15 protein-coding genes are annotated in these 14,752 nt (G+C 33.9%); all 15 read left to right on the forward strand.

The features are described from left to right. The first annotated feature begins 31 nt into the window (after positions 1–31). Positions 32–1,075 carry a phosphoribosyltransferase-like protein gene (locus tag ACFS3A_RS00620; RefSeq protein ID WP_379823225.1) on the forward strand — a complete coding sequence of 348 codons (1,044 nt, stop codon included), beginning with the start codon at positions 32–34 and terminating at the stop codon, positions 1,073–1,075. Positions 1,076–1,102: 27 nt separating this feature from the next. Further along, positions 1,103–1,717 (forward strand): NADAR family protein, encoded by a 615-nt coding sequence (locus ACFS3A_RS00625; RefSeq protein ID WP_379823227.1) that lies wholly within the window; start codon positions 1,103–1,105, stop codon positions 1,715–1,717. Positions 1,718–1,949: 232 nt separating this feature from the next. Then, a complete protein-coding gene (locus tag ACFS3A_RS00630) occupies positions 1,950–2,798 on the forward strand; it encodes a hypothetical protein (RefSeq protein ID WP_379823229.1) in 849 nt (282 codons plus the stop codon). Beyond that, a complete protein-coding gene (locus tag ACFS3A_RS00635) occupies positions 2,795–3,238 on the forward strand; it encodes a hypothetical protein (RefSeq protein WP_379823230.1) in 444 nt (147 codons plus the stop codon). Before ACFS3A_RS00630 ends, ACFS3A_RS00635 begins: the two co-directional genes overlap by 4 nt. A gap of 40 nt (positions 3,239–3,278) precedes the next feature. After that, complete coding sequence (locus tag ACFS3A_RS00640) at positions 3,279–3,872, forward strand: hypothetical protein (RefSeq protein WP_379823232.1); 594 nt, start codon at positions 3,279–3,281, stop codon at positions 3,870–3,872. A 9-nt stretch (positions 3,873–3,881) separates the two neighbouring features. Beyond that, positions 3,882–4,265, forward strand: a complete 384-nt coding sequence (locus ACFS3A_RS00645) for a hypothetical protein (RefSeq protein WP_379823234.1) — start codon at positions 3,882–3,884, stop codon at positions 4,263–4,265. A 278-nt stretch (positions 4,266–4,543) separates the two neighbouring features. Beyond that, positions 4,544–5,368, forward strand: coding sequence for a hypothetical protein (locus tag ACFS3A_RS00650; protein ID WP_379823237.1), 825 nt, complete (start codon positions 4,544–4,546; stop codon positions 5,366–5,368). A 43-nt stretch (positions 5,369–5,411) separates the two neighbouring features. After that, a complete protein-coding gene (locus ACFS3A_RS00655; protein ID WP_379823238.1) occupies positions 5,412–6,212 on the forward strand; it encodes a phospholipase D-like domain-containing protein in 801 nt (266 codons plus the stop codon). 630 nt (positions 6,213–6,842) lie between these two features. After that, positions 6,843–7,691, forward strand: coding sequence for an RHS repeat-associated core domain-containing protein (locus ACFS3A_RS00660; RefSeq protein ID WP_379824350.1), 849 nt, complete (start codon positions 6,843–6,845; stop codon positions 7,689–7,691). 808 nt (positions 7,692–8,499) lie between these two features. Further along, positions 8,500–9,144 carry a hypothetical protein gene (locus ACFS3A_RS00665; protein ID WP_379823240.1) on the forward strand — a complete coding sequence of 215 codons (645 nt, stop codon included), beginning with the start codon at positions 8,500–8,502 and terminating at the stop codon, positions 9,142–9,144. A gap of 364 nt (positions 9,145–9,508) precedes the next feature. Further along, positions 9,509–10,084 (forward strand): tyrosine-type recombinase/integrase, encoded by a 576-nt coding sequence (locus ACFS3A_RS00670; RefSeq protein WP_379823242.1) that lies wholly within the window; start codon positions 9,509–9,511, stop codon positions 10,082–10,084. A 479-nt stretch (positions 10,085–10,563) separates the two neighbouring features. Further along, on the forward strand, positions 10,564–11,130 hold the full coding sequence (locus ACFS3A_RS00675; protein WP_379823243.1) for a hypothetical protein: 567 nt from the start codon (positions 10,564–10,566) through the stop codon (positions 11,128–11,130). 4 nt (positions 11,131–11,134) lie between these two features. After that, entirely contained in the window at positions 11,135–12,814 is a 1,680-nt protein-coding gene (locus ACFS3A_RS00680; RefSeq protein ID WP_379823246.1) for a hypothetical protein, read from the forward strand. A gap of 109 nt (positions 12,815–12,923) precedes the next feature. Further along, a complete protein-coding gene (locus tag ACFS3A_RS00685) occupies positions 12,924–13,841 on the forward strand; it encodes a tyrosine-type recombinase/integrase (protein WP_379823248.1) in 918 nt (305 codons plus the stop codon). A gap of 12 nt (positions 13,842–13,853) precedes the next feature. After that, positions 13,854–14,720 (forward strand): tyrosine-type recombinase/integrase, encoded by an 867-nt coding sequence (locus ACFS3A_RS00690; RefSeq protein WP_379823250.1) that lies wholly within the window; start codon positions 13,854–13,856, stop codon positions 14,718–14,720. The last annotated feature ends 32 nt before the right edge of the window (positions 14,721–14,752 follow it).

Here is a 14,752-nt window from a genome sequence, read left to right on the forward strand (position 1 = left end):
AAACCATTTAAATTATAACCAGATAAGATTGATGAAAGAAATTGCGGATAAAATTTTAGAAACTATTAAAGACTATAGAAATGACGACGGATTTTTTTTAGACAGCGAATATATTCTCAATTGGGGAAAACAGTTTGGAGAAGATGCTGAATTTGTGCTTAATGAATTCAGTGAAATAATACCAAAGGTTTATGTTTCAAAAGAAAGAGCTAAAATTTTTATAGACGAGCATATTCAAGCTTTAATAAAGGAATTCAACTGTTCAAGTATATCACAGTTTTTGATTGATACAGAATTTTTAGATTTACAACTGCCTTATAAAAGCCAACCGGCAATATTGAATATATTAGAAACTTTGTTAAATGAAAAGTATGGGGAATCCTATATTAAATACAAAACTTATCCGAAAGTAAATTATGTGTATTTTGACGATATTTTAGCCTCAGGAAGTACAATCGGAAAACATTTAGTAAATTGGTTAGGAGAGAAAAATTCTGAAAATATAAGTAATATTGAAAATGTTTTAAAAGATAATTATCGATTATCAGTAAATTTATTTGGATTGCACAATTGGGGTCAGGCTTTTCAAGAGTATAGATTAATGAAAACTTTTGAAGATAAAATTAAAAGAAAAATCACATGGTATCATAATTATGAGATTCAAAACCATGCTAAATTGAATAATCAATTATTGAATGTTGCGTTTCCTACTGATGAACAGCCAACAAATGTGAAGTCATACCTAGCAAATTTAAATGCAGATAAATATGAAGATTATGCGTATCGAAAACCTAATCTGCCTGCTGTAGAAAGCTTTTTTACATCCGCTGAAAATAGAGTTCGTTACGAGAATATTATATTACAGAAAGGGATATCAATTATAGAAATGATTCAAAGTGAAATAAAACCTAACATTAGACCGTTAGGATTAATAAATCCAAGTTACAAAACATTTGGATTGGGGACACATTTTTTTACATGGAGAAATATTCCTAACAATAGTCCCTTGGTATTTTGGTGGGGAGTAGCTGGTCACGATTGGATTCCGTTATTTCCTGTTGCAAATAGAGGCTAGTAAAATAAAATTGTTTTAATTTGTATTATGAAAATTAGTGAAAGAACATACAACAAGAATGAAGTAATTACTTTTAGTAAGACTACTGGCAGATTTGGAGGTCTTTCGAATATGGCTCCCGGCTATTCTATATTTGTAAATGAAACTAATATTGCAAATTCTGAAATTCTATATCAGGCATGCAGGTTTCCATTATTTCCAATCATTCAGGAAGAAATCATTTCCCAGACGAATCCAATGGATGCTAAAGAGATAAGTCGAAAGTATAATCAATTTACCAGACAGGATTGGGAGACCGTAAAGTTTGATGTAATGCGCTGGTGTTTACAGATAAAACTTATACAGAATTTCTATAAATTTTCTGAGGTTCTCTTAAGTACAGGAAATAGTACGATTGTTGAGTTTTCAACTAAAGACAATACATGGGGAGCAATGCCTGTAAATAAAGATGAGCTAAAAGGAAAGAATGCATTAGGTAGATTATTGATGGAAATAAGAGAAGTGAATCTAAAAAATTCACAAGACTTAGATCATGTAAAACCATTAAGTATCCCTGCATTTTTACTTTTTGACAACCCGATAGATAAAGCATATAAACCAGAATTTGTCATACATGACTTAGACGATATCTACGCCTATTAAATGAAAAGAATGAAATAAATAAAATTAAAGCCCTCATTAATGAGGGCTTTTTCATTTTATAGAAATATTATTTTACGATTTATTAGGAAAGTAATTAAAGTAAATATATTTTCGTGAGAGAAAAAGTATTATTTTTCTTAATGTAATTATGAGTCAAAAATGACAAGAATTTGTTTTTGCGATAATACAAAGTCAGTAACCTTAATGTTGATATTAAAAAGTAATTTTTAAAATGGTTAATCTTGAATTTTTAATGTGGAATTTAAAAGGTAAGGGTAATAAAATGCTTGGGGCATTGACTGAATTATATACTGAAAGAAAGCCTGACTTTTTACTTTTAATTGAAAGTTCTATTAACGATTCACATATCGTTAAGTTAAGCAGTAATAGTCTTAGATCGGTTATGTTAGATGACAAAAAAAGTATACGCTTATATGTTTCTAAAAATGTGGATGTAAATGTTGTCAACGATCAAGAATTAGAAGAGCTTGCCACTGCAGGGAGGAGAAGACAGATAAAAGAGAGACTTATTTTTTTTAAATTAAAACTAAAAAAAACTACTATACTGCTGGTTGGAATTCATTTTCCAAGTAAATATAATCATACAGTAAATGCCCAGCAACAGATTATAAAACGTTGGAAGCAATGGATTGAAGAGCAAGAAACTATATTAAAAACGGATAAAACGATTTTATTTGGTGATTTTAATTTAAATCCGCAGGAAATTTCATTGTACAGTCATGAGGGATTATCAGCTCATCCAACAATAAACAGTTTAACTAAAGTTAAAACAAAATATTATAACCCCATGTGGTCAACGATGGGAGACTTTATTTATAAAACAAATAAATCAAAAGTTCCAGGAACATATTTTAGAGATATTGGAGAGGATAATGTGGATGAGATTCACTGGAATGTGTTAGATGGTTTATTAATGAAGAATTCTTTAGTTAAAAATTTTTCTAAAAAAGATTTGGAGATTATAACAAATACTGCTAATCACCAATTTTATAACAATAATAAAATTGATTCTGTTGGATATTCAGATCATCTGCCTATTAAATTTAAATTTAAAATATGAGTCCTATAAGAAATATTTGGAATGAAGCTAATGTTGACTTCAATAAAGGTGAAAATGTAACTCCCGTAGATATACTTCGAAAACAGTCTGACGCATTAAACAAGGATACTGATAAAACAAATATTTACAGTATGATAATGTCATTCAGCATAAAGAAAAATAATGTAGTAGACAAAGTTAAACATGTGTTGTATATTTTTCCAAAAAACGGGAATGACTATAATTATAAGTTGATTGAGATATCAAGTAATCCAGAAAATGATTATCCTCTACAAGTTTATGCCTATCAAAGCGGAAATATAAATTTCGGTAAATGTAAAACGGAAGAAGAATTCTATGAGACATTATCTAAAATATTCACTGATCCGAGATTGAAAATTGTATTTGAACAGTTAAGAAATATAGGAGACACTATTGAAAGCTTTAAGCAAGAGGAATGATTTATAAAAAAGAAATTGCAATATTTCTTAAATGAAAAAAATGTCAAGTAAAAAATATAATGATATGAAAGATGATCCCAATGTTGTTTATTTAAAACATATCGGTGAGTTTGAGGAAGCAGATTTAGATGAAATTTCAAAAAAATTATCGACTGCTGATTTTGAATTAGATGTATATAATGGTGGAGGAAAAGTTACTGCCAGTTTAGAAGATTTTAGTTTTATTTCTTTTCTTGCTTTAAATTCTCCCATTATGATAGAATTTCTAAAGGGAGTTGGAACTAATGCTGGATGGGATGTAATGAAGCAGGTGATAATTTTAGCTAGAAGTAAAGTTTTAGGTAAAAAATACCATAAATTAACATCAACTACCAGAGAAGAAAAAGAAATTACTTTTGGGTTGAAGATAAAACTTGATAAAAATTCTAAGTTTGATTTTGAGCTGAAAGGGAATTTAAGTGATGAAGTAATTGGAGAATCTTTGGATAAAGCATTAGATTTTCTGAAAGCGCAGATGAAGACTACTGAATATAAGCATCCCCCATATTTAAGGTATTCAACAGAAGAAAAAAGATGGATTACTGTAGATGTATTGGAAGAAATTAGAAAAAAACACAAAAAACAAAACTTATAAAAAAAGATTATGGCTATTTACGGAGTTGGTGCATATTATGACAAAGATGTGAGTGGAGATTTTATATCACAGAATTTAGTAGGCGTTGGATGGGACGATAAAGATGCTCCAGAATTAAAAGAGTATTTTACATCTTTAAAAACTGGAGATATTGTATATATCAAAGCAACCTTTGGACAAAATGACATTACTGTTAAAGCAATTGGAGTAATAAAAGACAATATAATTATCCAAAACAATGGGCTTGTATCAACAGGAAGAAATGTTAAGTGGATTTCTACAGACAAATTTATAATAGCTAGACCAAAAGAAAAAAATAATGTGCGTGCCAATACAGTTTATGAAGAATTTCATCCTGAGGTTCTAGATCAGATTATTTCTCGAATTAATTAAAACTAAGCATAATTACGAAAGAAACCTGCTATGAAAAAAGCAGGTTTTTCTATTTGTAATGTTTAGGATTTGTGCTTGATTAATAATATTTTCGTTAACACAATTTCTTCTTTAAACATAGATTTTCCGGGGGTATATTTTTCTCTGAAAAAAGGTTTACTCTTTGTAAGTTACTTTGCAATATATTCAAAGAATATTTTGAACAAAAAATATCTATGAAATAGAAAGATGCAAAAAAAAGAATTCGTTTTTAACCAATAACATAAAAAAAAAATTTAATGAAATTTACCGCGTACATAAATGAAACAGATAAAAAGCAACTTGAATTTGAGGTTTTATCTCAAGAATTTTATGCGTTTCTAACTCGTTTTTTGATGCATTGGACTGAAGAACCAGAATTTGCAGAATCCATCATACACAGAAAGAATGTTATTATCAATCTTTCAAATACAATACTAGGGATAAGTATTTATCCTCTTCAGCCAGATGATGATGGAGGTTTCCATGATGGTGAATATGCTTGGCACGACAGTAATTTATTTCTCGCACTCCGCAGACTTAATACTATTCAATTTATTGAATTTGCAGGAGATTTAATTGAAAAAGAAATTTTTGATATAGATTTTTTAAATGGAACTCTTAAAAAGGAAAATGCAACTTTTGTTTTTGTGAAAACATCTCATGAATTGAAGGTAAAAGTGTACTCAATTAATGAGCTTGATGAAGAGACTTTTGATACTGAACATCCAAATATTAGGTTGCTTGTTTTAAGAATGGAATCTGCTTTAGAAAGCGGTGATTTTTCAAATTTATTACATGCAAGTGCTAGTATTTTTGAAACTATGGCTAAGTATGTCATCAATACAGAAGCAGTTCAAAACGAAACATTAGGAAGAATTTTTAATATGTATAGAATCGACTCGAAATTACCAGATTCCATTTTGGACTTTATCCTGGATACTTATAAAAAAAGAAATACCACTCCTTTAGCAGGTCATGGCAGTTTAAATGTGCCAACCATAACGATTCAAGAGGCTACCGTCTTATGTGAAATGACGAAAGCATTTGTAAAAATAGAATCTAAATTGCAGAGAGAAATTTAAAAAAAAATTATACAATTGTTTTACTTAATCTTATCTTTTAAGCATGAAATTAACAGCTTATTCAATTCAAAAACTAAAAGAAATTATTTCAGGAGATTTAGGTTTAACACCTTATCAGAGCGGAAGTAATTTAGTTGCTTTGTTTAATTCGTTTGGGAGTCGGGAAGTTTATAATGGATCATTACCTGATGGGCTAAGCCGTAATAAATATGCTGAGAAAAAACTTTTAGAAATTAATGAAACAGATAATTTGACTAAGATTATTGAATTCATTGTTTCACCCGCATATTTTAACGGATCTGAGCTTGATGCAAAAGAAGCAGTACATTTCATTAATCAGATAATTAATGAAGAAAAATATAATTTATCATTAATTGGAGGTGCATATCAGATAACAGGTAATATTGCTGAAGCAAAGCAGGAAGTTAAAAACCAAGTTCATTTTGAACAAATTCAGAAACAAATATTAGCTGAATTAGACAAAGCAAGGTTTACAATATGGATTGCCGTAGCTTGGTTTACAGATCCTGTACTATTTAGTAAGCTCATCGAAAAAAAGAAGCAGGGATTGAATGTGCAGATACTTATCATAAATGATGCTATAAATTCTCGCAGTGGAATTGATTTTGAAAGCCATTTTCAGATTATAAGGTTAAAACCAACAGGATATTTTGGAAATATTACTCATCATAAATTTTGCGTAATAGATTTAGAGAGAGTAATTAATGGTTCTTATAACTGGACTGTGAAAGCGCAATATAATGATGAGAACATTACAATAATGGAAGATCGTAGGGTTGCTCAGGAATTTGCAGAGAAATTTTTGGCTATAAAAACAGAATAATTCTAAATATAATTATTACATAATAAGTCTTTCAAGCCTTTTTTAACTGATATTCGTAGATTTTGATGAAAAAAATATTTAGTAGATTACTAAAAAAGGGAGATGTTTTTTTTAGGATTTTGTTTTCTATTAGTTTGATTTTCTGCTGTATAATATTTCTTCATCCAAAAACAATAAAAACGTTTAGAGAGTTTGGCATATTTGTTTGGGTTATTATACCTGTAATGATCTATTGCTGTACGATATTGTTAGTGTGTTGCATAAGTTTTTTTATTCTAATTCTTTCGCACTTCTACTCAGAAATTAAAAAATCAATAATTAATCACGAATATTTAGCAATAGTTGCCACTTTATTTGGAGCTGTTATCTTTTTTCTTATGATTTTCCCCATTCTTAAAATAGCTTTTTATGTATTTGTAAATTTTATATTCGGAATCAAATTTAAAAACATGTAAGAGAAAATAATAGAGATTTTAGGTAAATGAGAGCTTGTTTATTAAATTAGCTTCGTAAATACGTTCTTTATATAGAGATTTTGCAAGGGAGTTTTTTTTCTTTAAAAAAAAGTTTGCAGACCCTTATAAGTATAAGTACAACGGGAAAGAACTCCAAGACGAACTAGGACTTAACATATATGATTATGGCGGACGTAATTATGACCCTGCACTTGGTCGTTGGATGAATATTGACCCGTTAGGAGAATTGTTACGAAGATTTACTCCCTATAATTATGGCGTAAATAATCCAATAAGTTTTGTTGACCCAGATGGTATGCTTTCTCAATCGTTTATGGACATTTTAAAGAATTCTGCTAGTGGAACAACTTGGACTAATAACAATAATGGAACATTTTCGAGCAATAATGGAGAAACTGTAAGTGATGGGGAAAACAGAGATGCTCCTTCTGATGATATAACTGTTAATTCAAGTGGAATAGTTACTAATGTTGTTAAAAATAAGAAGCCTAATAGATTTTTTGATGAAGCTGGAAATGAGTTAAAAGCTAATGATTATGGCTTCGATAAAGAAGTTTTAAATTTTGATTGGCAAGTAGGTAGTAAATTGTATACATTAATTCCTGTATCTAAATTTTTTAAATTTATTGCTAAAGCAGGTATTATGCCTCCTTCTATTTTAGGACTTCCAAGTAGGTATTTTGCAACAGGTTATCAGTCTCATAGCACCGCAGATTTTGGTTATAATCAATTAATGGAAGCCTATAATGAAGATTATGCGAATACTGAATATGGTGGAAATACTGGAAATGGAACACTTTATAGATTTCAAGGTACCAATACTTTGTACAATTTAAGTGATGCTGGAAATTTTCTTTGGGGAGCCTGGATGTCCTTCAATAATTTTTCTTATGGAGAAGTTTGGGCAGGCTCAAACTTAAATAGTATTTTTACTTTAAACGGGTTCGATACATCAGCAGACCAAAAAGCAATTAAAAGCGGATTTAATTACATAAAAAAATAAAGACATTATGAAAGATAAAGTATTAAGAACATCATATATTTCCTTTAGTATCTTACTAGTTCTTCTGATTTTAGAGATTACTATAATGAACAGTAAAATTAATAGTTATGGTACAAATGTTAGAGGAATTAAAGTCATACTGTCTTACTTTGTTCATTTACCACTTTTCATCATTAATTTAATGTTGACCATAAAAGTATTTATGTTTTACTATAAAAATAAATTTCAAAAACCGCTGAAAGCGTTTTATTTTGTAATGCCATCTATAATTTTTTATATATTTTGTATAGTATACTTTGTAATTGGATTGATTAAGATATTATAGTTAGCTTCTAGGCACTTTAAGCATTAAAGCCATTCCATAACGGAGTGGCTTTTGCTTTCATGACACTTTAAAGTGTACCAAACTGTTAAAATAGAATTCATGTTATCCTGCATCTGCTGGCGAACCTCAATAGATTTGAAAAAACAGTATTCGGAACATCCGTCCTCCCTGTATCAGCTGTTTCGATACCAGAGACCGAGATTTTTAGTGTCAAGTTACTTCCCCGTGATGATGTGGAGCACATGAACTTCAATAGCTACCATCGATGCTTTAAGCGAAAATTTTCTAATTTTTGAAACTTCCAAGACTAGTGTTTCATTTTGGAACACTGATTTACCAAACAAAAAAAATATTTTTGAAAAAAAAGTGCCAAAAAGCTACACTTTTCAAGATTCGTTAGTATTTATTGTAAAGATGCTTGACTAACCTCCTTGTATGGACTTCCTGCATCTAACGAATAATGAGATACTAACCAACTAAGAAATGAAATATGAAAATTTAAAGAAATTTATAAAAAGCACAAAATCAAGTAAAAGCACCATCTACCGATTTTACAAAAAGAATGAAGACTTATTTTTAGAAACTAAAAAACCAAACAGAGAAAGACTTTTCCCTGTTGACCATGCAAGATACTTTGACAGCGAAATCATGTTCGATGAGAACAAAGCGTTAAGACAGGAAAACCTATCTATGAGAAACCTCATTGATTGTCTGACAGACAAAGAAAGCTTACAGCATACCTTCTGGCAGATGGACTGGAGTTTTTTCTTTACGGTAGCCTACAAAGCAGACCGCAACAAGACAAGCTGTTTTAAGCAGATGCACGGACTGCATGATTATCTGAACCAAAAATACGGAGCATCAACAGAAGTGCGACTATTCTTTACTACTGAATCTTTCACAAACCGAAAAGGCTTTCACAATCATTTTGTGGTCTATATTGCTGATAAAAAACTTCATGAGCAGATTGTAACGGATATTCAGGACTACTTCAACTACGACAGAACCGATGTAAGCATTTATGACCGATACAAAGCAGGATTGTTCTACATGTCCAAAGACGGTCTGAGCGGAGAAGACTGGGATTTTATCAGTAACACCACAAACACTAAAGACGATGAGAATTAAGCTTAAACTTTCTCAGCTCAGACAGGTATTGAAGTCACAACCGCTCAAACTGCCAATCAGTTTTAAAAGAGAAGATTTTACCGACCAAGAATTTTCAGAGTTTTCACGATTGATACAATCCAAAGAACGAGGCTAACGACCTCGTTTTTTTGTGCTCTAAAATGCCCCAAAAATCCGTGAGCCCAGGAAATCCATGATTTTTCTTGCTTAATCCAATTTAGACCTGGACATTTGTTTCACTTTTAACAATAAGTGAAAGTGAGCATGTAAACCCAATGAAATCAGTGGTTTACGGAACATGAAGAATCGACCGCTTTCAGATAAATATATTCAAGGTAGAAAAGTGAAACTAAAATCAAGAATTATGGCATTAAAAGGACAAAAGACAACAAGTGATTTTTTAGAGTGGGAAAAGATGCAGAGCATCGTTTTGAAGCTGGAGCGAGACAATGACATGAAATTTGCGCTACTCATTGCAACAGGTTCTTACATCGGTCTTAGAATTTCTGACCTTCTCCAGCTTCGTTGGAATCAGGTTCTGAATCAGGATTACTTCACGATAACGGAGAAGAAGACCAAAAAGACCAGAAAAGTGACCATCAACCCAGAACTGCAGACCATCCTTAGCCGTCTGTTTATCCAGCTCCATGCTAGCGAAACTGATTTGATGTTCGCCAACCGCTCTGGAGATAAGCCGTTCAGCATCCAGTATGTGAACAGCAAGCTGAAAGATATCTTTGCCAAGTACAACGTCAGAGGTCAGTACTCCAGCCACTTTATGAGAAAAACCTTAGGAAGGCGTGTCTGGGAAGTTAACAAGTACTCTGACCAAGCTTTGCTATTGCTGTCTCAATTATTCAATCATTCGAGCGTATCGACCACTAAAATCTATCTTGGAATCAGAGAACAGGAAATCAGCAACCTATATCTGAGCGTTTAAATGTAAGAAATAGGTTGCTTTTTATCTGACATAACTAAATTGAGTTAAGTAATACGCAATTAATCTGAAATTCATAGCGTACAACTTAGTTAAATAAATGTTAAATATTGAATAATCTAGCAAATTATTTCAACAAATAAGAGTAAAGAATGAAGAGGCAATTGATTTAAAATCAACGATTTATATCTCCTTAAGACCTAAGTCAATTACGTTAAGTCGTTTTACATAACGTGATTGAGTTACATAAGAAAAAAGTCTCAAAAATATCACTTACCTTTGTCAAACAAAACAAAAGGAAAAAGATTATTGCAAGAATCCTTCGCCATTCTGACAGCTAAAGAATGGAATAAGAGCAAGTTGTAAAGCTGAACAGCAAGCTCTAAAAATCACAAACATGTTTCAATTGAATATTCGACCTAATAATCGAAGCAGGATACCTATGTCTATACGTTACTGCCAAAACCTAAAAAACTAAACTTATGAAAAATACATTAGAAACACTTTTCCAGTCTTTTGAAACTGGCATCAGAAGTTCCAAAGCGATAAGACCAAAAGAATACCTTAAAAACATAGGATTGGATTATGCAGAGCTTAGAATTGGCTTCAATTCTGGACAATTCCATCATAGAGAAACCCAAGAGTCCAAAGATGAATTTGAAGCCCTAGGAGTGCTTAAAAAGAGCGATGCAGGTGTCAGACAAGAAGACCTGACGGCATACACAGCATTTGGCAGATATGGACTTATTTTTCCACTGATGGACAAGGAGAACAGAATCGTAAACTATTTCGCTCTACGCATCAAGCTCGAAACCGCAAAAGAAGAATACCTCAACAGTGAAGGCATTTATCCAGCATATCCCAGTCCGCTCACCAAAAGGCTCTATCTCGCTCCAACGGTCATCGACTGCGCCAGTCTTATGCAGTCCAAAGCACTGGAGAACAGGGATGCTGTCATGGCGATGCACATGGGAGAGCTTCTGCCACAGCACATAGAAGCCGTAAAATCACTGTGCGAACTTGAAGAAATAATAATCATAAAAAACTAAAACGATGCAAAACATAAAAACCCAGATACAAAATATCAGACCAGAATTGCCAGTAAGAATGATTCAGCTCCCAGACGGACATAACATGAACGATATGTGGCTGAATTACGGAACGAGTGGAATTACTGACATGTTACAGAATCCAGTAAAAGAGAAGATAATCCCAGGACTGGAGATTCTAAGCGACTACAAAATCAGTTTCAAAGGAAAAACGGGAACTTTCTATGTGATTGGTAGCCTACCAATGGATTTAGGAAATCTAAGACTGACCATTCAGATAATCCCAAATGACAGCCAGAAAAGACTGCGTGTTAAGATAGACTTGTTTGATTTTACAAGCGTTGAGAACCAGTGCAGGGAACTAAGCGAAAAACACGGATTTGACAGCACACTTTTAGAAGCTGACCTCTTGCAGTTCACAGACCTGCTGGAAGACTACAGAGAAAACCTCTTCAACGCTGAAATGAACCCAGTAACCGACCAGTATTCAGAAAAGGAACTCACACCCAAAGCCAGTGAAAAAGCAGTACAGTTCCTCTCTAAACCCAAGCTTTTTGAAAGTATCGACAAATTGCTTGGACAAAGCGGAATTGTTGGAGAAGAAGACAACAGGATTCTGATGTTTGTATTGGCATCGAGCTACAAAATGCCCAATACCCTGCACGGACTCATACAGGGAAGTTCTGGAGAAGGAAAAAGCCACCTCATCAACGGAATTGCGCAGTGCATGCCTCAGGAAGACGTTCTTAATATGACCCGAATTACCAGCAAATCGCTGTACCACTACAGAGATAAAGAACTCATCAATAAATTGATACTCATACAGGATTTTGACGGATTGGACGAAGATGCTCAGTTTGCGTTCAGGGAAATGCAGTCTGCTGGATTTCTGAACAGCTCAACGGTGGTCAAAGACCTGCTTGGAAACAACAGAGCAAAGATGAAAAAGGTTGAAGCCCATTTTGCAAGCCTTACCGCCACGACCAAAGCAGAGGTTTACTATGATAACATGAGCCGTTCGGTAGTCTTGGGAGTTGATGAAAGCCTCGAACAGACCCTGAGAATTATCAGTGTGCAGAATCAGAAAAATGCAGGTATTAGCAACACGGAACGTGAACAGGAAGCCAGACAGTCACTGAGAAACTGCATGCGGGTTCTAAAGAGCTATGAAGTCGTGAATCCGTTTGCCGATAAGCTTATGTTACCGCTGGAAGCCAAGATGCTCAGAAGACTCAATGCACAGTTTCAGAGTTTTGTCGCTCAGATTACAATCCTGAACCAGTACCAGCGAAAAACAGATGATAAAGGAAGACTCATAGCGACTGAGGAAGACGTGAGAAAAGCCGTTGAGATTTTCTTTAGTTCCATCATTATCAAAGTGGATGAACTCGATAAGAGCACCAGACAATTTTTCGAAAAGCTGAAAGGATACCTAAGAAACCAGACCAACGGAACAACACACCGTTTTACGACCAGAGAAATCAGACAGGAACTCAATATCAGCAAAACGTCAGCCTTTAAGTACATGCAGACCCTGCAAGAGCTGGAATACATTCAGGCAGTTGAAGGCTCGCCAAATAAAGGATTTAAGTATGTGATAAGTTACTGGGATAATCTGGAAAAGATGAAAGCAAAGATTAAGGAAGACCTCAACAAGCAATTAGACCACATGAAAACCACCTAAAAGAACACGCCAGCCCCAGTAATAACTGGCAATATAACGCTGGTGTTCCCAGAATTTCAAAATGCTCATAAGGAAAGTTTTGAAATGATGATTAAAAAACAACAGACAAATGAAAAAAACGATAAAAAATACAGCATTTCAGAATCTGCTTAATGATTTTGACAGCTATGTAAAAGTTAAAAACTACAAACAAGGAAAAGGCACAATGTACCAGAATGCCGTATCAGAATTTCTCATCTGGCTGGAAGATTTGGGAATCACTAAGATAAAGAGTGTAACAGGCAGAGAATCGGTAAGCTATTACGAGCATTTAACCAGTAGACCCAAACACCGAGGAAACGGAACGCTCTCAGGGAAAACCATCAAATTTCATCTTTTTGCTCTGGGTCTTTTTGTTCTGAACCTTTTGGAGAACAGGCAGATTGAAAAAGCTTTCTACATTCCAAGCTATTCAGGAGACAGCGGAAATTCCAGAAATGCCCTGAGCGTTGAAGAAATCAAAATGCTTTACCAGCACTGCCAGAGTGATTTACAGCGGGCTCTATTATCAGTGGCTTACGGTTGCGGGCTTCGCAGGTCGGAATTGGTGGCTTTGAACACACGGGATATTCAGCTCTCAAAAGGTATGCTCATTGTCCGAGACGGTAAAGGAAGCAAGAGACGTGAAGTACCTATGAGTGATATGGTTGCGTGTCACGTCAAAAGATACGTAGCCGAGGAACGTTATGAGAAGCTGAAAGGCAGTAACCAGATTGAAGATGCATTTTTTATTCATGACAGCGGTACACGAATGAATGGCGAATACCTCAACGATACCTTGAAGAAAATGACCGAGCAGACCAGCAGTTATGAGCTAATCCAGAAAGACATTACGCTCCACTGTCTCAGGCACAGTATTGCCAGCCATCTGATGGAAAAGAACGCAGGTATTGATTTTATACGTGGTTTTTTAGGTCATTCCCAAATCAACACCACATACATCTATGCCGTTAAGAACAAAAGAAGAAAACCAGTAACCACCTTTTAAACAGACCAGCCTATGACTAAACCGACAATTGAAGATTTCCTGCTCCAGAACTACAGCGAGCAGACCGTAAAGAGCTACACGTTTGCCATTAATCACTTTTTAGTGATGAATCCCAAAGCCAAACGATACAAATACAAAGATATCGTTGAGTACATGGAAGAAATAGGAAAGCAACAGCCTAATGCCAAATATCGGGTCGTTATCCTCTCGGCTATCAAGAAATACTACGATTATCTGGTCATGAGCGGTTACAGAGAAGACCATCCGTGTAGGAAGCTCAATATCAAGGTCAACAGCAATCAGGCAGTTCAGGTTCAGGATTTGTTCAGCTCAGAAGAACTTCAACTGCTTTTAAGCCGTGAGAACAGGTACGAGAATTTGGATACCAGAAACCATGTTCTTATCAATCTGCTGATTTACCAAGGTCTGACCAGCGATGAAATTATACGGCTCAGTGTTCAGGATGTTGATTTGGATGCAGGAACAATCTACATCAAAGCTTCCAAGAATCTCAACAGGAGAAAAGGCAAACTCTTACCTCAACAGATAATGCTTTTTTTTAAATATATCAACGAAATAAGACCCAGAATGCTCAGAGGTGCAACCGATAAACTCATCATTGGAAAACTAGGAAAGCCAATAACTGTTGATAGTATACATGCCATGATTCAGCCGTTAAAAGCATTGTTTCCAGATAAAAACCTCAACCCTCAAACTATTCGAATGAGCGTTATTTGCAACTGGCTCAATGAACAGAAACTGGCTCTGGAACATGTTCAGGAACTGGCGGGTCATAAGTGGCCTGGAACGACTGAGAAGTATTTCAAAGTAGATAGTTTTCAACAAAGAGAGTTGATAAATAAGTATTTTCCTCTTTGAAAAATTGACTATATTTGAGATATCTAACCAAC

Origin of the sequence: Flavobacterium notoginsengisoli (assembly GCF_042686225.1) — a bacterium.
Lineage (GTDB): Bacteria > Bacteroidota > Bacteroidia > Flavobacteriales > Flavobacteriaceae > Flavobacterium > Flavobacterium notoginsengisoli.